The 22154-nt window shown below is 39.8% G+C and carries 19 protein-coding genes and 1 pseudogene; 9 read left to right on the top strand and 11 right to left on the bottom strand.

The window, feature by feature from the left end; all coding sequences use genetic code 11:
- Positions 1-178: 178 nt before the first annotated feature.
- From MHB50_RS17610 to MHB50_RS17580, 7 genes and pseudogenes are all read right to left on the bottom strand, one after another.
- Positions 179-346, bottom strand: a complete 168-nt coding sequence (locus tag MHB50_RS17610) for a hypothetical protein (protein ID WP_340084352.1) — start codon at positions 344-346, stop codon at positions 179-181.
- Positions 347-407: 61 nt separating this feature from the next.
- Positions 408-980 (bottom strand): hypothetical protein, encoded by a 573-nt coding sequence (locus tag MHB50_RS17605; protein ID WP_340084351.1) that lies wholly within the window; start codon positions 978-980, stop codon positions 408-410.
- A gap of 923 nt (positions 981-1903) precedes the next feature.
- Positions 1904-2790: pseudogene (locus MHB50_RS17600) on the bottom strand (solute carrier family 23 protein); the annotation flags it as partial.
- Positions 2791-2863: 73 nt separating this feature from the next.
- Positions 2864-3091, bottom strand: a complete 228-nt coding sequence (locus tag MHB50_RS17595) for a hypothetical protein (RefSeq protein WP_339164994.1) — start codon at positions 3089-3091, stop codon at positions 2864-2866.
- A 36-nt stretch (positions 3092-3127) separates the two neighbouring features.
- Complete coding sequence (gene hydA, locus MHB50_RS17590) at positions 3128-4540, bottom strand: dihydropyrimidinase (protein WP_340084350.1); 1413 nt, start codon at positions 4538-4540, stop codon at positions 3128-3130.
- Between the two features lie 18 nt (positions 4541-4558).
- A complete protein-coding gene (preA, locus tag MHB50_RS17585; RefSeq protein ID WP_340084348.1) occupies positions 4559-5836 on the bottom strand; it encodes an NAD-dependent dihydropyrimidine dehydrogenase subunit PreA in 1278 nt (425 codons plus the stop codon).
- A 24-nt stretch (positions 5837-5860) separates the two neighbouring features.
- Positions 5861-7243 (bottom strand): NAD(P)-dependent oxidoreductase, encoded by a 1383-nt coding sequence (locus tag MHB50_RS17580; RefSeq protein WP_340084347.1) that lies wholly within the window; start codon positions 7241-7243, stop codon positions 5861-5863.
- 469 nt (positions 7244-7712) lie between these two features.
- On the opposite strand from MHB50_RS17580, the gene MHB50_RS17575 reads away from it, so the two are divergent.
- Positions 7713-8237, top strand: a complete 525-nt coding sequence (locus MHB50_RS17575; protein WP_340084346.1) for a hypothetical protein — start codon at positions 7713-7715, stop codon at positions 8235-8237.
- A gap of 18 nt (positions 8238-8255) precedes the next feature.
- Entirely contained in the window at positions 8256-8657 is a 402-nt protein-coding gene (locus MHB50_RS17570; RefSeq protein WP_339164988.1) for a hypothetical protein, read from the top strand.
- 85 nt (positions 8658-8742) lie between these two features.
- On the opposite strand, the gene MHB50_RS17565 is transcribed toward MHB50_RS17570, so the two are convergent.
- Positions 8743-9978 carry a Zn-dependent hydrolase gene (locus MHB50_RS17565; protein WP_340084344.1) on the bottom strand — a complete coding sequence of 412 codons (1236 nt, stop codon included), beginning with the start codon at positions 9976-9978 and terminating at the stop codon, positions 8743-8745.
- A gap of 799 nt (positions 9979-10777) precedes the next feature.
- Here MHB50_RS17565 and MHB50_RS17560 point away from each other — a divergent pair.
- The 7 genes from MHB50_RS17560 to MHB50_RS17530 all read left to right on the top strand — a co-directional run bounded on the left by MHB50_RS17560 (position 10778) and on the right by MHB50_RS17530 (position 18877).
- Positions 10778-12355 (top strand): sensor histidine kinase, encoded by a 1578-nt coding sequence (locus tag MHB50_RS17560; RefSeq protein ID WP_340084343.1) that lies wholly within the window; start codon positions 10778-10780, stop codon positions 12353-12355.
- Positions 12356-12366: 11 nt separating this feature from the next.
- Positions 12367-13119, top strand: a complete 753-nt coding sequence (locus MHB50_RS17555) for a response regulator (RefSeq protein WP_340084341.1) — start codon at positions 12367-12369, stop codon at positions 13117-13119.
- Between the two features lie 113 nt (positions 13120-13232).
- The gene (locus tag MHB50_RS17550; RefSeq protein ID WP_339164984.1) at positions 13233-14558 is read left to right on the top strand and encodes a citrate:proton symporter; all 1326 of its coding nucleotides are present in this window, start codon (positions 13233-13235) and stop codon (positions 14556-14558) included.
- Positions 14559-14644: 86 nt separating this feature from the next.
- Positions 14645-14812: a helix-turn-helix domain-containing protein gene (locus tag MHB50_RS17545; RefSeq protein WP_339164983.1), complete on the top strand. Its 168-nt coding sequence runs from the start codon at positions 14645-14647 to the stop codon at positions 14810-14812.
- 398 nt (positions 14813-15210) lie between these two features.
- Positions 15211-16050 carry a diaminopimelate epimerase gene (dapF, locus tag MHB50_RS17540; RefSeq protein WP_340084340.1) on the top strand — a complete coding sequence of 280 codons (840 nt, stop codon included), beginning with the start codon at positions 15211-15213 and terminating at the stop codon, positions 16048-16050.
- Between the two features lie 133 nt (positions 16051-16183).
- A complete protein-coding gene (locus MHB50_RS17535) occupies positions 16184-17203 on the top strand; it encodes a D-cysteine desulfhydrase (RefSeq protein ID WP_340084338.1) in 1020 nt (339 codons plus the stop codon).
- A 417-nt stretch (positions 17204-17620) separates the two neighbouring features.
- Positions 17621-18877 (top strand): dicarboxylate/amino acid:cation symporter, encoded by a 1257-nt coding sequence (locus tag MHB50_RS17530; RefSeq protein WP_340084337.1) that lies wholly within the window; start codon positions 17621-17623, stop codon positions 18875-18877.
- 976 nt (positions 18878-19853) lie between these two features.
- On the opposite strand, the gene MHB50_RS17525 is transcribed toward MHB50_RS17530, so the two are convergent.
- The 3 genes from MHB50_RS17525 to MHB50_RS17515 form a co-directional block, all read right to left on the bottom strand.
- Complete coding sequence (locus tag MHB50_RS17525; RefSeq protein WP_340084336.1) at positions 19854-20603, bottom strand: MerR family transcriptional regulator; 750 nt, start codon at positions 20601-20603, stop codon at positions 19854-19856.
- Positions 20604-20630: 27 nt separating this feature from the next.
- Positions 20631-20963, bottom strand: coding sequence for a DUF4870 domain-containing protein (locus tag MHB50_RS17520; protein WP_339164976.1), 333 nt, complete (start codon positions 20961-20963; stop codon positions 20631-20633).
- Positions 20964-21727: 764 nt separating this feature from the next.
- The gene (locus MHB50_RS17515; RefSeq protein WP_340084335.1) at positions 21728-22063 is read right to left on the bottom strand and encodes a helix-turn-helix domain-containing protein; all 336 of its coding nucleotides are present in this window, start codon (positions 22061-22063) and stop codon (positions 21728-21730) included.
- Between the last annotated feature and the right edge of the window lie 91 nt (positions 22064-22154).

Here is a 22154-nt window from a genome sequence, read left to right as displayed (position 1 = left end):
ACTCCCGATTTTGTATGAAGAGAGGGGAAGGGAGATTGTGTATACAGAGGGAAAGTTAGAAGGAAAAAAAGAAGTAGCCACACAATTGCTAAGCAAAGGGGGTATCTGTCGAATGTTATTGAGGTCACCGGACTGGAAAAAGGAGAAGTTCAAAAACTCCGCAACAAGTTGTGAAACATCAAAAAAGGGGCACTGCTCCCATGGCACTGCCTCCATTTTTTCCTCCTATCGCCCTCATCGCCGCGATAACAGCTAAAGGCTTTCCGCCAATATTTTCTCCGTTCATTGCAGTCGACAAGTTCAAATCGTTCGCAGGTTTCCGTATACTGGAAGGAATTTCGTTCATTTGCTAAACCTTCAACCGTTTTTTTGAAAAGGCGGTTTGATCGGGCCTTTTATGTGAAGGCCTAAATGAATTGCCTTTTGTATTTTTCTCGTAAAATTAAAACAGATGCCCTTTTTAAATCGTCAATATTAAAAACAAAATCTAAATTTATATTTTTAATCTGTCTTTTCTGAAAATAAGAAATATAATAGATAATCTCTTCGTCAATATGATAGACAATCCCATCGAAACCATGATCAAGTAAAAACTCTTTGATTAAACTTCCAATCCCTTGTTTTTCTTCAACATTATTTAATCCCAAATGAGTTCCTGGATCCGATGTGCCTCCGAACTTCCAGCTCAGTGCTTTTATTCTTAGTTGTTCTTCTGTAGATCGATAGTTTAATATATATGGATTTGCTAAACTTAAATCCTGCTTTAGGACCGCCGCTTTTTCACCTTCAACTTCAGCATGGCAAAAGGCATACTGTGCTGCCAATTCAATATCACTTATTAAATAAATTCCCTGTCCAAAGGTTGACCTTGCTTTGATGCCGTTTTGAAAATCCCTCCTTTCATTCCTTTCATAGAATTGGTTGGCAATGACCGTTTGCGCCTCATTATAACTAATTCCTCGGTAAACAGTTCTTCTCAACTTATCACCTTCCTTTTTATCCCATGTAAGGTGCCGTAATACTCCCACATCAAGACCTGGGTAGATACAAAAGGTTTAAGTGTGAGCAAACGGCACCTAAATGCCCGATTGGTTCAACTAACATTCAGTAGGAGATGGAAGAAAACGCCTACTGAATGAAGTTTTACTTTATCCCGCATGTAAGGTGCCGTAATACTCCCACATCAAGACCTGGGTAGATACAAAAGGTCTAAGTGTGAGAAAACGGCACCTAAATGCCCGATTGGTTCAACTAACATTCAGTAGGAGATGGAAGAAAACGCCTACTGAATGAAGTTTTACTTTATCCCGCATGTAAGGTGCCGTAATACTCCCACATCAAGACCTGGGTAGATACAAAAGGTCTAAGTGTGAGAAAACGGCACCTAAATGCCCGATTGGTTCAACTAACATTCAGTAGGAGATGGAAGAAAACTCCTACTGAATGAAGTTTCACTTTATCCCGCATGTAAGGTGCCGTAATACTCCCACATCAAGACCTGGGTAGATACAAAAGGTCTAAGTGGGAGAAGACGGCACCTAAATGCCCGATTGATTCAACTAACATTCAGTAGGAGCTGGAAGAAAACTCCTACTGAATGAAGTTTTACTTTATATAAGGCCATTGAAGAACGGTCTGGAGGTTAACTCTTATATTCTTATATATTTAATTAGACGAAGGTGATTTTATTCCCTCTCTATCGAATAGTAAAGTTGAAAAATTAGCGGGATAACATATTGAGGCTACTAAAACCCGCTTAAAAAACAGAACGCATGCACACTTTCAAAAAGTGAAAACGATTGAGGGATATGTCATAGAAGTTTTCAGGCCGGGTACCGGACCTGTTCCACCGTCATCCCAACCTTTCCCAAACAAAAATAAAACCGGGCGTTGGCCCAAGTTTTTAATCGTTCATTAAATTCAGCTTTTCCAGCAGTTTAAAGAACAGGCTCAACAAAATGGCCACTACACTACCGTCGCCAATCCCATTCCGGCCAAAGAAACGGCACCGATGTGTATGGATGCGCCGCTGAGGCCGATGGGCAGGACGATACATGTTAAAATCATATTGTGTGAAGTGCTGTAATTAACGTTCGCCTCTACAAGCACCCGGATTCCACTTACCCCGATGATTCCGAAGAGAAGAAGGGAAATTCCGCCCATTACCGGTGTAGGGATCGATGAAATCAATGCGGCCAGTTTTCCGCAAAACGAGAGAATCATAGCAATGATTGCAGCGATGCCGATAATCCAGGTTGAATAGACCCTTGTAATGGCCAATACCCCGATATTTTCACCGTACGTTGTATTTGGGGTGGCACCAACAAAGCTAGATAATATGGTGGATAGCCCGTTACTCATTAATGAGCGGTCCAAACCGGGATCTTTTACCAAGTCCTTTTTTACAATATTGCCTGTTACAATCAGATGGCCGATATGCTCCGGTACCAATACAAGTGCCGCAGGCAGAATGAGAAAAATATCCGGCCAATTGAATTTCATTGCATAAAATGTCGGCACTGTAATCAAATCTGCTTCATGAAATCCAGTCAAATCGACCATGTTCATGGATAGCGCAATGAGGTAGCCGGATAGAATTCCGATGAGAATGGGAATAATTTTTAAAAATCCGCGCAACGTTACCCAGCTTACGATTGTAATGCCAAGCGTCAATAATGATACCGTAATCGTCTGGGGATCCGGCGCCCAATTGGCTGCTGCGTCCTCCGGCTTTGCCAATCCGGCCATTCTTGCTGCAACCGGAACAAGCTCGAGGCCGATAACTGCAACTTCTTCGCCTTTCAGCATTGTCCCCGAATTTCGTTCGTCTGACGCGGCTCCAGGTTGCCCGGCGTAAAGCCCGCTATAATAAGTTGGAGAAATATATTCTCGCGTCTGCTGTTGTAAGATGAAGTCTTTCTCTTTCCCTTTGATTATTTTCATTTATACGGCTAAATTCTACAAAAGCACCGCTTAAATTCTCTTCTACTGCCGTAATCTCATAACCTTTTTTTATTAATAAATCGATTCTCTCCTTTTCCTGAAGAAAGGTTTCATAAATTGACGTTTCTCTTGTTCTTTCTCTAACCAATGTTTTGCCTCCAATTAAAAATATATTTTTATACGTTTATCTGAAAATGGTTTCTTTGATTTTCAAAGGGCTGTAATATCTCTGCCTTTTTAAATATTGTCCGGAGCCAGGCTTTCCAACAAATTTTTTGTCGCGAATGACAAACTCCCCCCGGGAAAGAACAGAAACTGGTTCTCCCGTTATTTTTAGTCCTTCAAACGGATTATAATCAACATTCATATGGTGTGTGTCTGCGGAAATGGTCCGCTCAATGTTCGGGTCAAAAATCACGATATCAGCGTCACTGCCTACAGCAATCGTTCCTTTTTCAGGAAACATTCCAAACAGCTTCGCCACACGGGTTGAAACTAAATCGACGAACTCATTTATTGTAATCCGGCCTTTCTTTACACCTTCTGAAAAAATGATGCTAAACCGATCTTCAATCGTCGGCATTCCATTGGGGATTTTTGAAAAATCACCTTTACCGAGTTCTTTTTGACCCTTAAAGTTAAAAGAACATTGGTCAGATCCTATCGTGTGCAGGTGCCCCATTTTTAATGCTTTCCAAAGCTCCTCTTGATGCCGGCTCTCCCTGAGAGGGGGTGAGCAAGCATATTTTGCACCTTCAAAATGGGGCTTTGCCAAATCATTTTGATCCAGGACCAAATACTGCTGGCATGTCTCTCCCCACACCTGATATCCTTTCCGGCGGGCCTCGGCAATTTTTTCTGCTGCATCAGAACAAGTAACATGTACAACATACAGTTGCGATTCCGCTAACCCGGTAAGATGTGCGGCTCTTCCTGTTGCTTCCGCTTCAACTTCGGGCGGCCTGGTAAGAGCATGGTAAATTGGATCTGTATTTCCCTCTTTCAATGCTTTATTTACAAGGTAGTCAATCACGTCTCCGTTTTCAGCGTGCACCATGACCAAGGCACCATGTTCCTTTGCTGTCAAGAGGGTCTGAAACAACACACCGTCGTCGGCTTGGAAGACATTTTTATAAGCCATAAAAACCTTGAAAGATGTGATTCCTTCTTCGTCGATAATGGATGGGAGTTCATTTAATACCTCTTGATTTACCTCACTAATCATTAAATGGAAACCATAATCAATGACTGCTTTTCCCTTTGCCTTTTCGTGCCATTCTTTAATGGCGTCCTTTAAAGGTTCGCCTTTGTTCGTCAAACAAAAATCAAGAACAGTCGTGGTTCCGCCATAGGCTGCTGCAATGGTTCCCGTCTCATAATCATCGGCTGTCACTGTTCCTCCGAATGGCATATCTAAATGAGTATGCGGATCAACTCCCCCCGGAAAGAGGTAAAGTCCCGCAGCATGCATTACTTCATCCGCATGTTTGGTCAAATCATGGCCGATTGCAGACACTTTTCCATTTTCAATAAGGACGTCCGCTTTATACTCATCAGCAGCTGTCACAATTGTTCCATTCTTAATTAATTTTTTCATTTATGCAGCTCCTCCCTTTTATTTAACAAGGCTGCCCGCCAGTTGTTGGAGCGCAGTTTGCCGCTCCTTCCATGTCATCGGTGTTTCGCTTGGAATTTCAATCATATCGATCGCGCCGTCAACCGGGCAGACGATCTGGCAAAGATTACAGCCGACACAATCCTCTTCGCGAACTTCCAGATACTTGCTTCCATCTTTAGAAGTAAGCATATCAATGCATTGATGGGATGTATCTTCACACGCGATATGGCACTTATTGCAATTAATACATATTTCTGTATGAATTCGGGCAACAATTTTGTAGTTAAGATCAAGGTCGCCCCAATCTGAATACTTGTGCACAGATTTGCCGATTAAGTCGTTTACAGAAGCTAACCCTTTATGATCCAGGTAGTTATTCAGGCCATCAATCATATCTTCAACAATCCTGAAACCGTGGTGCATGGCTGCTGTACAAACTTGCACACTTCCTGCCCCCATGAGCATGAACTCGACTGCGTCCCGCCAATTCGAAACTCCGCCAATTCCGCAAATTGGCACGACATTGATTTCCGGACTGCGTGCACATTCTGCTACCATATTTAATGCAATGGGTTTAACAGCAGGCCCGCAATATCCTCCATGTGCACCTTTTCCCGCTACATGAGGAATCGTATTCCACGTATCCAGGTCAACACCGGCCAAACTATTAATCGTATTGATCATGCTGATAGCATCCGCTCCGCCTTGAACGGCAGCATACGCGGTAGCAGTAACATCGGTAATGTTGGGAGTTAACTTAACGATTACGGGTGTTTGTGCAACTTCTTTCACCCAATGCGTTTGCTTTTCAACAAGTTCAGGCACTTGGCCGGAAGCTGAGCCCATACCACGTTCAGCCATACCGTGAGGACATCCAAAGTTCAATTCCAGACCATCCACACCTACTGCCTCAACTTTTTTAACAATTTCATGCCATTTTTCCTGTTGAGGCTCGACCATCAGAGAAACCATTAACGCATGATTGGGATATTTCTTTTTTGTTTCTTCAATTTCCTTTAAATTCACTTCCAATGGACGGTCTGTAATTAACTCAATGTTGTTAAAACCGGCTACTCTTTGCCCATTAAAATGTATAGCTCCAAAACGGGATGATGTGTTAATAATCGGGTCTCCCAGCGTTTTCCAAACGGCACCGCCCCAACCGGCTTCAAAAGCCCTTTGCACTTGATATCCAGTGTTCGTTGGGGGGGCAGAGGCCAACCAAAAAGGGTTTGGTGCTTTAATACCGGCAAAATGAATAGTTAAGTCAGCCATGTTGATTCCTCCTTAATAGTAAAATCACGCACTTACCGTTTCTTTGTCTTCGATTAGCTGCTTGTAAATGGAATAGGCTGTTTCCTTGCCTTGCTGCGCCGCAGCAACAACCATCGCTTCCCCTTGGTTATCCCCAAAAATAACGTCACCTGCAGCAAATATTTTTGGATTGGATGTTTGCAGTGTCTCAGGGTTTACTTTTACGGTTCCGTTGTTGTGTTCAAGCCCGAGTTGTTCAATTAATTGAATATAACGTGATTGTCCTATTGCCTTGATAACCACATCGACTTCCATCGTGAATTCTGTTCCTTCAACCGGTGTCGGGCGGCGGCGTCCATCTTCATCCGGTTCACCCAGCTCCATTTTTATACAATCAAGTGCATTTACTTTTCCTTCATTGTCTTTCATCACTCTCACTGGCTGTGTTAGCCATCTAAATTCAACTTTATCAAGCTTTGCAAATTCATATTCAAATTCATAAGCAGTCATTTCGGCCTCTGTCCGGCGGTAGAGAATTTTTACATCGCTGGCACCGAGGCGTACTGAACATGTTGCTGCGTCAATAGCCGTGTTTCCGGCACCAATAACCGCTACTTTTTTTCCGATGAATGATTCATCTAATGGAGGTGTTTTTGTCGACTCCACAAATTCAATCGCATCCAGCATTCCAACCGCATCTTCACCTTCGATGCCCAGCATTGGAACCGCGGACATGCCAATTGCCAGAACGACCGCGTCGTAACCGCTTACAATTTCTTCGGCTGAAATGTCACGGCCAACCATCGTATTCGTTCGAATCTCTACCCCAAGCTTTTCCACCTGCTCAACTTCCCAAAGAGAGACCTCTTGCGGCAATCTGAATGAAACAATTCCATACGTGTCCAATCCGCCGGCTTTATCTTTTGCTTCAAAAACGGTTACCCTGAAACCGAGGCGGGCCAATTCCCGGGCAGCCGACAAACCTGCCGGTCCTCCACCGATCACTGCGACAGTTTTTCCGTTATCTTTACCTGCTTCAAATAGCTCCGCTTTATTTTTGATTGCCCAGTTTGTCGCATGCCTTTGCAAATTCCCAATCATAATCGGCAGGGACAGTTCATTTACAACAAAGGCCCCTTCGCACAACTCCTCAACGGGACAAACCCGTGAACAACTTGCCCCGACCGGGTTTGACTCCATAATCACCCGGGCGGATCCCCTTACATTTCCTGATGCAATCTTTTTTATGAACGACGGAATATCAATACCTGTCGGACAAGCCTGAATACAAGGAGCATCATAGCAATAAAGGCATCTGTTTGCTTCATCAATCGCCTCTTTTTCTGTTAAGTCCGGCTCTATTTCCTTAAAATTTTGAGCCAAATCCGTCAGTGAAATTGCTTGTATTTTTATACGATTAAAATTCATCTTCGCGCCCTCCCAACTTGTTTGTGTGATTCAATACAACCGTTCCACATTCAGTACAGTAATGAAATCTGGAAGCTATGCCGCGTTCAGCTTCTCATTCCAAATCGGCGAACGAATGATCTTTTTCGGTGTATTTCGGTTTGAAATCGTCTATCCATTTCACATCCAATTGAGTAATCGTAAAACCGATCCTTTTTCTTTAACGTCACCGCCGGATATTTGAATTGAGCAAATATTATTTATATTAATATTATTGAATCAATAATCACTTGTCAATATCATTGATTGCATACTTTTAATATTTTATAATGAAATGTAATTCTTTATGTTTTTACTTTTTGTTGAATGGAGTTATACTTTTAAAAAAATGAAAGTTTTTTCTTTTCTGTAATAAAATTGCAATGCAAAGTATAAAGCAAATTCTTTATTTATAAAGGATCATTGTCATGTCAAGGGAGCAGTGACTAGCTTGAAAAGAAAAGAATTAGAAAATGAAATAAACTCGATTGAAGAAAAAATTAGCGATTATAAAAATACTTTGTCCGATTTGAGGAAGGAATTGGACATACTTATCGAACAGGAGAAAAAAAGAAGAAATTACATTTCTTCGAGTGAAATCGTTGATTTGATTTTTAAACATACAGGAAAAAAGATAAATATGTCTACGATAAAAAGATGGGCAGACGAAGGATATTTAGGCGAGATTGTGGAAGAAAAAGACAAGTTTTGGGCCCTGGAACGGAAACAGGGAAAAAAGCGCTTTTTATATCCAGTCATTGATGTGTATCACTTTTTATATGAAAAGGGGTATCTTTCCCCGAAATATGAAGTGTTGGATCGGGTGCAAATCACCATACCTGACGGCGAATCTTTTACAGGAATAGTAATAGATTGGGAGCTAAAGCAAGCAAAGTTTCTTTACATGGTTCAAAAAGAAGGTTCTTTAGAGAAATTTACCATGATCAGCGAGGAATATATGAAAAAAATTGAATAGGAGAGGAGAGATTCAAGGTTGAGGGTAAAAATAAAAATGAAAAACACGCTGGAAAATCAACAGATTGGCCGGAAAATCAGGTATGCCAACCGAGAAATATCGAATTCAGTTGAGATCAATTTCGAAAAAGATTTATCAGAATTTCATATTGAAGGAAAGTTTATTTGGATTCCGAAGAAAACCTGGTTTTCAAATAAAATGCTGATTGAAGGACAGGCAAAAGAAAAAGGGGATGGAATTGAAATCAAACCAAAGGAAAGAGGAAAAACAATTAACCTGCACCTTGATGCCGACCTCGTTTCCGAACTTAATGAGATTAGAAAGCATGTTTTAGGCAAAACCCAACACGACCTGGTTTTGGAATTTTTTAAAAAAGGAATGGACCAATACAATAAAGAAAAAAACAATTCTATTAATTAAAAAATGACCTGCACTTCTGGATTTTGGACAAAAGCTTTAGAAGTGCAGTTAAAAAGTTTATACTCCAAGGCTCCGGGTCGTCCGACTATGAAATCATTGACAAGACCGTTTCCAAAAGAACATTTGCACCTTTTTCACAATCTTCCCACTTCGTCAGCTCGGATTCAACGTGGCTTTTGCCATTAATACTCGGCACAAAAACCATCGCAGATGGAATGTAGCTTTGTAAAAACTGGGCATCATGACCAGCCCCGCTTACCATTCTTTTATAAGAATATCCCAGTTCCCTGGCCGATTGTTCGAATAAGCGGCATAACTCTTTATCGAACCATACTGTGTCTCTTTCCCATAGTTTATTGACCCTTGCCTCGCAGCCTTCCTGTAAAACGCCCTCTGACTTAGGAAGCTGATGAATGACCTGTTCAACCTTTTTGATTACCTCTCTATCGGTATGTCTTGCCTCCAGTGAAAAAACAACTTGATTCGGGATCACCGTATGAATATTAGGAGCTACATTCAATCTTCCGATCGTATAAACGAGTTGATCATCAATATCGCTTAGTTTATTCCGAATTTCCGAAATGACATTATTTGCTGCGAAAAGAGCATCCTGTCTCATCCCCATCGGAGTTGTTCCGGCATGGTTAGATTCTCCCCTTACTTCAATATCATAGCAAACCATACCCAGGACACAATCAACAACACCTATTGAAAGCTGCTCTCTTTCCAAAATCGGGCCTTGTTCAATATGCAATTCTAAAAATGCGGTCGCTTCTTTTAACCTGTTTTCTTCAGACCCTGCATATCCTATGGAGCCGAGAGCCTCTCCAAATGTAATACCGTCCGTATCCGTACTCTTAAACATGGCTTCCTTATTGAACTTTCCTGAGAGAACCCCTGATGACATCAAGGATGGCTCAAATCTGGCACCTTCCTCATTCGTCACATTCATCACAGTAATCGGAATATTCGGCTTTATGTTATTGTCTACTAATGTTCTAACAACCTCTAATCCTGCCACTACGCCTAAAATCCCATCAAAGCGTCCGCCTTTTTTTACTGTATCTATATGGGAGCCAATGACAATTGGCGGTTTGTTTTCAATACCTTCAAGAGTACCATACATATTTCCTATATCATCAACCTTTACAGTTAAGCCAAGCTCTTCAAAACAAGAGCGAAGGTAATCTCTTGCCAGCCGATCCTCTTCAGTTAATGCCAGCCGTGTTACTCCATTATTTTTTGTACGGCCAAAATCAGCAAACTTTTCCAAAGCGTTTTTTAGTCTTTCCCCATTGATTTTCATTTTTTGTTTGTTCATAATTGCAGCCTCCCAGTAAAATATTTTTTGTTTAAATATTATTAATAATATGAAATATCAATATTCATTTCATTATTGCACAAAATATTTTCAATTCCCATCTCTTTTTCCATTTAAAAAAGGCATTTGGAAAATCGTGTGGAAAGATAATGAAATGATACCGAAGTGGTTCCCATTTTTTCATGTATTGACATTTCACTTCATCCTCATCTGGTCAAACTGAACTGGCGGGCATGAATCCATTGAAATACTCATCATGAACCTTGAAAAGATCCTCCGGGATCCCTTTTTGCCGTTTTTTCGTCGGCTCATCCACCGGTTGTTTTCCTCTCTTAACTTCCGAAAGGTAATTTTTGCTTAGGATATAAGTTGTTCAGTAAGCCCTATTTAAGTGCCGTAGGCCGTTTGGCCATTAAGTTGAGGTAGGGCTGCCATTTCATTGATTTTCTATATTGGCCATAAAGTCGGGAATGATTGACTATCACCTGATTTTCATCATTTAAAACGTCAACCTTGTTATAAGAAATCTTGACCAGGACCTTGTTAAGCGCGTACCTTGGTGAAGTTGAGTGCAGGTTAAGATCCACCTTCACATAGCCATATTTATCGGCTTTTAAAGTTCCATATTTGACGCATTTATACTCTTTTACCGGCAAAAGATGGAACGCTGCTTTATCCTCCTCAAATAGCTCTGAAATCGCCTGGTCCTTTAAACAAATGTTATAATAAACTTTAAAAATATTTTTAGGGGATTTGTCATATGCATCGAAAACGCAGAATTCCAAAGGTGAAGTATAGCTTGAAAATCAAAATGATCATATTAATCAGTTTGTTGATCATTGGAATTTGCATTATTTTTTCGATATTTCTTCATAAATTTATTATAAATGTGATAGAGGATCAAATAGGAGAACGAGCCATTGGTTTAGCCCATAGTGTAGCAAATATCCCTGAAATCAAAGAAGCACTACAATTGGAAGATCCTTCATTAGCGATTCAAGAAATCGTTTCGCCAATACAAAAGGAATCGGGTGCTGAGTTCATCGTTGTCGGGAATACAGAAGGAATTAGATACTCGCATCCCGATACTAGCAAACTTGGGAAAAAAATGGTGGGCGGGGATAATGATAGAGCATTGTTTCACGGGGAATCTTATGTATCGAAAAAAAACGGATCACTTGGTCTATCTATTCGCGGGAAGGTACCCATCTATTCAGAAGGAAAAATTATTGGAATCGTGTCGGTTGGTTTTCTTAACGATAGTGTCCAAAAAATGATCAAAAATCAAAGCCAAACATTGTGGTTTACACTTGGTAATATTATGCTTTTAGGTATTTTAGGAGCTAGTTTGATTTCCTATTATATTAAAAGCTTATTGCATCATATGGAGCCGGAGGAAATATCCCGTTTATATTTACAAAACGAAGCAATTTTACAGTCGACACATGAAGGGATCATCGCTGTGGACAACCAAGGGATGATTACAGCCATGAATTTGGCGGCAAAAGACATTCTTTTTTCCAAAAAGAAGCAGAAAGAAATAAATTATCTGGGGACATCAATCAAAGAGATTACCCCCTCATTATATAAAAGTGCTTTATTTAAACAAAAGGATCGTTACTATGACAGGGAAATGGTTCTCGGGAAAAATATCGCCCTTGTTAATCAAACTCCGATATACAGCGAAAATGTTTTTACCGGAGTTGTTTATACTTTCCGTAAAAAAACGGAATTGGAAAAAATGACGGCGGAGTTAGTACGAATCAAGCAATATGCTAATACGCAGCGCGCCCTGACACATGAATACTTTAACAAACTTCATATCATTCTGGGATTGATACAGAACGATAGAAAGATAGACGCAATTGATTTTATAAAGAAAGAAAGCAATATGCAACAGAATAGATTGAACCTTTTGAAAGAAAAGGTTTCTGATCCGTTAATTCATGCATTATTGCAAGGGAAATTTAATCAAGCAAATGAACTGGGTATTATGATGACGATTCATCCAGATAGCCACCTGGAATACGAGTTTTCTGAGAAAAAGCAGGATGCCATACTAACCGCACTGGGTAATGTAATTGAAAATGCATTTGATGCGGTAAAAACTAAAGGTGAAAGTGAGCGTAAGGTTTCCATCTTTTTTACTGATATAGGAGACGATTGTATTTTTGAAATTGAAGACGCTGGCATTGGTGTACCGCAAGAAAATATGTCCCGGATTTTTCAGCAAGGATATTCAACCAAGAAAGGTTTCAATCGAGGAACAGGCTTGGCTCTCACTAAATTCGCGCTGAATGAAGCCGGCGGTGCCATTGTTTTGGAAGAAGGCGAACTTGAAGGGGCCTGTTTCGTCATCATCATACCAAAAGATTAGAGGAGAGAAGGATGAAGAAAACATATTCGGTACTCATTATTGAGGATGATTTTAGAGTGGCGGAAATTAATCGTCAATATGTTGAAAAAGTAGCAGGGTTTGATGTTCAAAAGGTTGTAAAAAGTGGTAACGAGGCATTGCAATATCTTGAAAACTGTCAAAACATGCCCGATTTGCTATTGCTGGATCTATATATTCCAGATGTTGAGGGTTTGGAGCTATTTTGGCAAATTCGCCATGAATATCAAGAGGTAGATATGGTAGTCGTAAGTGCCGAAAAAGATACATCGGCTATACAAGAAACATTGCGCGGTGGAATTTTTGATTTTATCGTGAAGCCTGTGGACGATGCCCGATTTGCACAAACTTTATATAGGTACAAAAAATATAGAAATTATATGCAGTCTAAAAAAGAGCTTGAACAAGCAGATATTGACTATCTGACGGGTTTTCGCCGTTTATTGGATTCACATAGTCCAGATCGGCAGCTTCCAAAAGGCATAGATTCGATTACTTTAGGCAAAATTAATCAATTATTAAACGATAAGATGGCTGCGGGAGTGGGAGTAACAGCTGTAGAATTGAGCAAATTATTAGGAATAAGCCGTTCGACAGCACGCCGTTACTTGGAATATTTAGTTTCTATAAAAAAGGTAAAAACAAAGCTCAACTACGGAACTGTCGGCAGGCCAGAACGTCAATACACTCGTTGTGAAGCTTATGAACAAAATTACCAAAATGATAATTATTTGTTTTATGAGTAGAACATTTACCCTTTCCTTATTCCGTGATAATTTTTTACTAACAAAAATAGAGCACCAAATGAAAACGCATCCAGATAAAGGAAGTTAGTGAACTACGGAAAGGGGAATATCAATTGAGTCTTAGTTTAATCGGTCTTATTACGATTTTAGTCATTGTCGCTTTACTAATCAGTGGAAGAGTCACCCCAATTGTTGCTATGGTTATACCCCCTATTCTCGGCGCGTTGGCTGCGGGGTTTAGTATGGGAAAAATTGGCGGCTTTTTTGAAAGTGGTGTCGGGTCTGTTATGAATGTTGCCATAATGTTTATCTTTGCGATTATTTTCTTTGGAATTTTGCAAGATGTAGGACTCTTTGACCCGCTCATTAATAAAATGGTCGTTATTTCACGCGGAAATGTAATTACAGTGAGTGTTGGAACCGTTTTAATTGCAGCGATTGCACAATTGGATGGATCGGGTGCTTCTACCTTTTTAATAACAATTCCGGCACTTTTGCCGCTGTATAAACGATTGAAAATGAATCCATATTTGCTTCTTCTGCTAGTTGGAGGGAGCGCAAGCATTATGAATATGCTTCCTTGGGCGGGGCCATTAGGAAGAACGGCTTCTGTCTTGAAGATGGATGTAACAGAATTATGGAGACCCCTGATTCCAATACAAATGATTGGATTAATATTGATGATTGTCTTAGCGGTTTTTCTAGGAATAAGAGAAAAGAGAAGAATTATTGCGAACTATGGAGCATTGGAAATGGCAGCAGCACTGGATGCTTCGGTAGAAGATCATCACGAGGCTGCCCATTCTACAAGAGATGATTCTTTAAATCGCCCTAAATTAATTTGGGTAAACTCGCTTTTAGCATTAGCCGTTATTGGAGTACTCGTTGCAGGGATTATCCCGGCAGGTTTAGCTTTCATGATTGGTGTAAGTATCGCATTGCCCATTAACTTTAGAAAGGTTAATGATCAGATGGAGAGATTGCGTGCCCATGCACCCAATGCACTTACTATGGCCTCGATCATTTTGGCTGCAGGACTGTTCTTAGGAATATTGAATGGAGCAGGGATGTTAGATGCAATTGCAAATGATGTTGTAAAGGTACTGCCTGAAACCGTTATCCCTTATTTGCATATAATCATTGGGGTATTAGGTGTACCGTTCGATTTAGTATTAAGTACAGATGCCTATTACTTCGCATTGTTTCCTGTTGTTGATCAAATTGCTGCAAGTGTTGGCGTATCCTCTTTATCTACAGCGTATGCAATGATTATTGGAAACATAGTTGGTACTTTTGTCAGCCCATTGGCGCCGGCAGTTTGGCTGGCACTCGGATTGGCAGGATTGGAAATGGGAAAACACCTGCGCTATTCCCTATTCTGGATGTGGGGACTAAGCATCATCTTAGTCATGATCGCTCTAATTATTGGTGTAATTTGAAGCAGCGGAACGGTTTTCCTTTCCAGGAGATTTCCTGCTACCTGAGGAAAAAACGAGAATTCCTCCTTCTTATGGGAGGGATTTTTTTGTATGTGAATTACTTGACCAAAGAGTCCATCAAATTGAAAAGACAGGGTTTTAAAGTCGCTGCAATCGCGAGAAAATGTAATCTGTCCAGGACAACAGTCTATGAATATCTTGATATGGATATTAAAGAGGCTTGCAGGTGGACGGAAGAGCTGAAGGATACTTGAATATGATGAAAGAAACAAAACAACATGAGAGTTACTGTTGCTGTGAAACCAATGCCACCTTTCTATATTATTGGATAAGCCTTTACAAACTTTGCAATCTATACTGGCAAAATTAATCTATCAAAAGTAAACTGCTGAATATTCGGCAGTTTTTGCATTATTCATATATAAAATTTATAATATTAGATAAAGTTACATCTTTCTGTAAAGACTTTAAAATGTTGTTTTTTCATTTGTTTTAAGAAAAATGTTGCGTAGGCATGAAACTTGCTAGTGCTTATATAGCTGTTCTTCACATAGAGTCAACAGGTTATTGTAAACGACACGACCTACAACTTGAAATATGGGAGGGAACTTAATGATGTGAGTGAAATCATCATAAGAGGAGTGATTCAGGCTTGAGAAAAGTACCGTTTAAAAAAATGCATGGTTGCGGCAATGATTTTATTGTGATTGATAATCGGGAATCTGTAATGAAAAGTTTTGAGCTTTCTCATTTTGTCAAGTCCGTTTGCACCAGGAGGTTCCATATTGGTGCGGATGGCCTCATGTTATTGGAAAAATCTACCTCAGCAGATTTTAAAATGAGATATTTCAACTCAGACGGCAGTGAAGGGGAGATGTGCGGAAACGGAGCACGCTGTATTGTGAAATATGCCTATTTAATGGGAATAGGCGGGGATATCATGACTTTTGAAACGTTGAATGGTATTTACAAAGGAAGAATACTTAATGAGAATGTCCAAATTAAATTTCCGCCCATACCGATTCAGGGTTTCGATCTCCATCAACCTTTTCCTTCGGATGAAAGCGCTTTCTATCATTTTGCTTGGGTAGGCGTACCACATACAGTATTTGTTGAAAGGAATATTGATCTAAAACAGGATCAATATTTTATTCAGTGGGCCAGAGCAATCAGATACAATCCAGCCATCTGTACAAGTGGAACGAATGTAAACTTAATTGAAATATGTGGTGAAAATCAAATCAAGATTAGAACGTATGAACGTGGAGTGGAAGATGAGACATTGGCCTGTGGTTCTGGTGCGACCGCTTCGGCCATTATTTCAGGTTTGTTGAGCAATGTATCTCCTCCTGTGAAAGTTCATACCAAGGGAGGCATTTTGACGATTACCTTTCGAATCACAGAAGACTATGTTCAAGATATATTTTTGGAGGGAAATGCGGTTCTTGTTGCTGAGGGAGAACTTCTGTCAGAAGCATCAGTCAGCGTATAAAGTGGAAAGGGGGAGGAATATGTATTTACACGGGACATCTAAGATTCATAAACAGGGTGATGTAGAGATCGGCGGTTGTTTGTAATAGAATTGACGAAACAATACGGCCGTCAAAAAAGGTGGGGATATTTGAATGTTATTATCAAAAATACCGAGAAGATGTTATACACAAGTACAAACACCCATTGAAAAGTTAAATTGGCTTACTCATTTATTAAATGGGCCTAATATTTTCATTAAAAGAGATGATTTGTTGGGACTGACCGGAGGCGGCAATAAAACAAGAAAATTAGAGTTTTTAATGGCGGATGCAATTGCAAAGGGAGCAGACACGATTGTAACATGTGGTGCGCTTCAATCGAACCATTGCCGTCTAACATTGGCTGCAGCAGTGAAAGAGGGATTAAAATGCCAGCTTGTATTAGAAGAAGGGGTTGCAACAACATATGACCCAAATGCGAATGGAAATAACCTCCTATATAAATTGCTTGGAGCAGAAGAGATTATAGTCGTAAAAAATGGTTCAGATTTAAATGACGAGATGCAGGCAGTAAGTGAGAAACTGATTGCTTCAGGAAGAAATCCCTACGTCATTCCTGTCGGTGGATCAAATGAGTTGGGTACTGTAGGTTATGTTGCTTGTGCACAGGAAATCCTCCAACAATCATTTGAACAAGGGCTCACGATTGACCATATTGTTGTGGCAAGTGGAAGCGGTGGAACACAAGCAGGATTAATTGTTGGGTTACATGGAAACAATGCCCCCATTAAGGTAACAGGGATCAATGTTTCCAGATCAAATGAATTACAGATCCCTAAAATCTATCAACTAGTTCAGGAGACAGCCAAGTTTCTAAATGTTTCATGTGATCTTCCCATCGAAAGGGTGCAATGCAACGATCAGTTTGTTGGCGGAGGTTACACGATTCCAACTGAAGGCATGATTGAAGCAGTACAAATGCTGGCACGTACAGAAGGGATCCTATTAGATCCCGTTTACACTGGGAAAGTAATGGCAGGACTGATTGTATTGGTCCGAAATGAAACTTTCAAGAAGGGTGAAAATGTACTGTTCATACATACAGGCGGTTCTCCTTCCCTATACGCAAACCATACATTATTCAATGAAGATTTATTTGTTTTGCAGGGTTGACGTATACAGCGGAGAGAAAATGTATTTGGATTGTGGATTAAATGATAAAAAGTGTTGAAAGAACGGCTAAACATATGGGGGCTGTTGCAGTTTTGTCGTATTCAGAATATTATATATGTTAGCTTAAGTGGAGATATAACGATTAAATGGCTAAAGCAAACATGTAAAATTGACAAGGGTGGCAGAAAAGAGAAGGGATATTACCACTGGAATAAAGTGAAACTTCATTCAGTAGGGGTTTTCTTCCATCTCCTACTGCATGTTCGTTGAACGAAGCGGGCATGTAGGTGCCGTTATCTTCCACTTAGACCTTTTGTATTTACTCAAGATTTTGAAGTGGTGTATATGGCACCTTGCATGCGGGATAAATATTAATTCGAATGGAATAGAAGCTAACAAACATAGGGGGTAACGACTTTGGGAAAAAAATTAAAAGCCTATCGTTTTCCATTAATTCTTCTTTCCGCAATTATGATCGGCTCCATTATCGGACTGATTTTTGGTGAAAAGGCTGGTGTCATTCGGCCACTTGGAGACTTGTTTATCAATCTACTTTTCATGGTCGTTGTTCCACTTGTTTTCTTTTCCATTTCATCGGCTGTAGCCAACATGGACAGCATGCGCCGGCTTGGTAAAATCATGGGATTGATGATAACCATTTTCGTCATTACTGGTATTATTGCATCGGTAACGATGCTTGCTGCAACGGTCATTTTTCCGATGGGATCTGGTGTGGATATCCCTTTGGAAACTCCGGAAAACGTAGAAACGGTTTCACTTTCAGAACAACTTGTAAACACTTTCACAGTTCCGGATTTTGTTAACTTGTTTTCCCGTCAACACATGCTGGCTCTCATTGTGTTTTCTGTTCTTATTGGAATCGCAACAGGGTTAACCGGTGAAGTTGGCAAACCGTTTGCCAGATTTCTTGAAAGTGGATCTGAAATATTTATGAAGGTCATTCAACTTATTATGTATTATGCACCCATCGGTTTAGGAGCTTATTTCGCTGCGTTGATAGGAGATATGGGCGCGGAGTTGATTGGTGATTACGCTCAAGCATTCCTCCTTTATTATCCGGTTGCCATTCTTTACTTTGCGATCGGATTTACACTTTATGCATTTATTGCAGGAGGAAAAAAGGGGGTTACCCGTTTTTGGAAAAATATCCTTACACCAGCAGCAACGGCATTGGGAACCGGAAGCAGTTTTGCCACATTACCTGTAAACTTACAAGCTGCCAAAAACATAGGCGTTCCGAAAGATATCCGGGAAACCGTATTACCTCTTGGAGCAACCATTCATATGGATGGATCCTGTCTTTCAGCAATACTTAAAATTGCTTTTGTATTTGGTGTGTTCAACATGGACTATAGCGGAATAGATACATTTCTAACAGCTATTGGTATAGCCTTATTATCCGGGGTTGTAATGAGCGGGATTCCTGGAGGTGGCTTTATTGGCGAAATGGTTATTGTTACTCTCTATGGCTTGCCGATCCAAGCATTGCCAATTATTTCAGCCATCGGTGTCGTCGTAGATCCGCCAGCGACAATGGTCAACGCTACTGGGGATACAGTAGCAAGTATGCTCGTTTCAAGACAATTAGAAGGAAAAGATTGGATGGACCAAGTAAACGTTGAAGAACCACAACAGCATAGTTTAACCGTATGAGGAAGGAAAAAAGATAATAAAGGCTGATAAAGCTTCAGCCAATGCAAAATCTTATGTAAGTGAATGATAAATATATAAGATTATTTAAATATCACTCTTTCAATCATGAAAGCAGGAAAAAAGAAACACTCATTTTGAGGTACTCCAAAAAGGTAGGCATCATATTTTCTTAAGCAACCTCCAAGGTCTGAATTCGGTATTCTACCGGGCTCAGGCCTTTTAATTTTTTATGCGGATTTATTGCCTGGAAGATGCTCTATGATAGTTTCAATAAATACTTGTTTAATGGGAATTTTACCATTTCCTTTTATTTAAACTACGTTTCTATGATTGATCTCGAAAAAGGGAGATTTAAAAGTAGTTGGGTTTGCAGGGAGTATACCAATAAGGAAAGAAACCATGAGGAAAGTTTTTGGATTTTTAAAGGTGAGCACGGACCTGATCATTGAATGAAACAAAGAAGAATATGTTTTTCAAGTAGCAAGTGAAAATGAAGCTGAAATGGCATTGGCCTGGCAAAAAGACTTTAAAAACAGATTGTAATTGAATCGATTCCTTCCGTCCTTGCAATTTCAAACGCCGCATCAATGATCTGTTCTTTCGTAAACTTTGTTTTTGACGCCACCTGTTCACTCACCTCTAATCAAACATTTAATGAATATCAGAAGGCAGATCCCCGCGAATAAGGTGAAATCCCAGCGTATAGAAGGCGGATCTCCTCGCTCATAAGGGGAAATACCTGAAAAGCCGGGTGGATTCAGGAGAAAATAAATAGGCTAGATCCGCCTCGTCCGGCTTTTAGGTATGTTATCGCCTCTTTGACGGGCAACTTACTCTCGGACGGGCTCAACCAACTTCAAGTGCTCTATGTTGAAAAGTCCATCTGTTGTCTTTTTACAAGGGTTGAAAGACCTGTTTACCATAAAGAGGGCGCCGTCACGTGGTTGTTTTTATCCGACTAGATATTTTTTCGATCTCATTGGTGATGCGTCTGATAAATGTCCCAGGCTTGCTTTAAAAATAGCTGTTCTCTTTCTGTTAAGGGGTTTGGGAAGGCCAATGGTTCTATGGACGGTAACTTTTCTTCGATGATTTCGAGATTTCCCTTCATTGTGTCATTGATCAATTGTAACAGGGCTGCTATGGTTTCTTGTGCTTCTTTTGAAGATGGCGTTGTCTCATTAGCCGATAATTGTTTAATGGAAGATAACATGTTCATCCATCTTTTATCTAGGGTAATTTCTTCTGATGTTTGGATATTGAATAATTTGTCAGCCACATCTTTGGAAAAATGATCTTTAAACCACTTTTCTGTATCTTCATCAAACATTAATTTTTGAAGCATGGCACAAAAAGCTTCAATATGGACGGATTCTTCATTTTCAACCACTTCTATCATATGGTGTAAATCAGATAGGATATTTTCAATTTCAAGTTTTTTTGCTTCAAATAACTGCTTTTGCTCGTTTAAAGCTTTTAATAATAGATCACCTTCAACAGTGTTATTTTGCAGCATACCTTTAATATCTTTTAAGGGAAAACCAAGGAATTGCAAGGCTTTTATCTGTTGCAGGATGGTGGAATCGTCATGTGAGTATAATCGATGTCCTCCTTCCGAATAACCACTCGGTTTTAATAGGCCGATGTTGTCATAATAGCGGAGAGTTCTAATACTGACTCCGGATTTTTGTGCAAACTCGCCAATCGTAAACATATTCTTTTCCAACGATTTTCTCCCTCCTTTCTTGCAGTTTTAGACTTTAAAGTACTTAATGACAGGATAAGAAAACTTTTTCCCGATTAGCGTACAAACCGTTGCTATAATAATCAAGATTGTTTCGAGAATAAGCAGTGCTATGGACAAGGTGGAAGCCACGCTAAACTTTTGAGACATAAAAGTCAACGTCAAAAAAATGGGAAAGAATGTAAAGTGGAGATTCATCCCCTCTTTTGCATGTCGGGTAAAATAATCATTTCTCCCCTTTGATAGCAAGTATACGACAATAGGTAAAATGAAAGTAAGCAACAGTGAAAACAAGTGCATGAAACTAGCCCATACCCTATATGACAGTCTCTCTTTTTCCATAAGTGATTCCTCCAATTTGTAGTGACTGGATTCATCATATAAGGTGACGTGACTAGAGGTTCAAGTAAAAATTGTAGTACTTGTATTGGAAAAGTTAACCAGATAAAAGGGAAGCTTTTCAGTCCTTCTATGTGAAATATTTCACAAAAATGAATGTCGCTTATGGACAGTTGGCGCTTTTCCAGCACTTGTTTTAAAATCCGGCGATACAGTAAAAAGTGCCCTTTCCTTAGAAAACATGTCAAGGTCTGAACGTAAGAGTCTTAAAATCTTTTTCGTTCCCCGCTCTTGGTAGAAAGCTGTCATTTCGTGTCGATTCGTGCAACGGTATAGTTGGTGTGACAGGCCCAATATAGAAATAAATGGCGGGTGCCGGAAGAGAACGAAATGTCGATCGTGCTGCTGCTTTTAAATAAAGTTTTATTAAAAATATCGAATGAAGCCCGATGTTACTGCAAATGAAAAGTATCCATTTTGAAAAGTTTGTTCAAAATGAAATCATTGTATTTTGAGTAAAGTATGGGATTTTTATCCCCCATGTAAGGTGCCATATACACTACTTCAAAACTTGAGTTGATACAAAAGGTCTAAGTAGAGAAAACGGCACCTAAATTTCGTTCAACTAACATTCAGTAGGAGATGGAAGAAAACGCCTACTAAATAGTTTGATCATGTCAATGAGTCATATTCCGCCATGCCTCTGCCATGAGCAAAGAATAAAAACCACCGTTTTCTCATTGCTCTCGTAAAAAACTTCCGCATTTTTATTTGCGGTTTTTTTCTCCCCACTCACATAACTGCTCCAAAACAGGTAATAGCGTTTCTGCTTTTTGTGTGAGACTGTACTCAACTTTGGGGGGAATTTGCGGATACTCTTTCCGTTTAACAATCCCATCTGCTTCCAATTCTTTAAGTTGTGAGCTCAATGTTTTAAAAGTAATCGTTCCTATTTTTCTTTTCAAATCATTGAAGCGAACTGTTTGGTTTTCGGCCAGGAGATAAATAATGAGCATTTTCCATTTACCACCAATCACCGATATCGTATAACCAAAAGGTGTCTCTTTACTATTACCCTTCTCTTTATAATCAGCCATACTCATATTTACACTATCCTTTCAGGAAGTACCTATCAAAAAAGTGCGTACTATTCTTTTGTTTGCGTTCATTTTATACTGACATTACATTGAAGTA

Source organism: Siminovitchia sp. FSL H7-0308 (assembly GCF_037980985.1).
GTDB classification, from domain to species: Bacteria; Bacillota; Bacilli; order Bacillales; family Bacillaceae_C; genus Siminovitchia; species Siminovitchia thermophila.
Note: the sequence above shows the minus strand (reverse complement) of the source record. Positions and strands in the feature narration are given on the sequence as shown.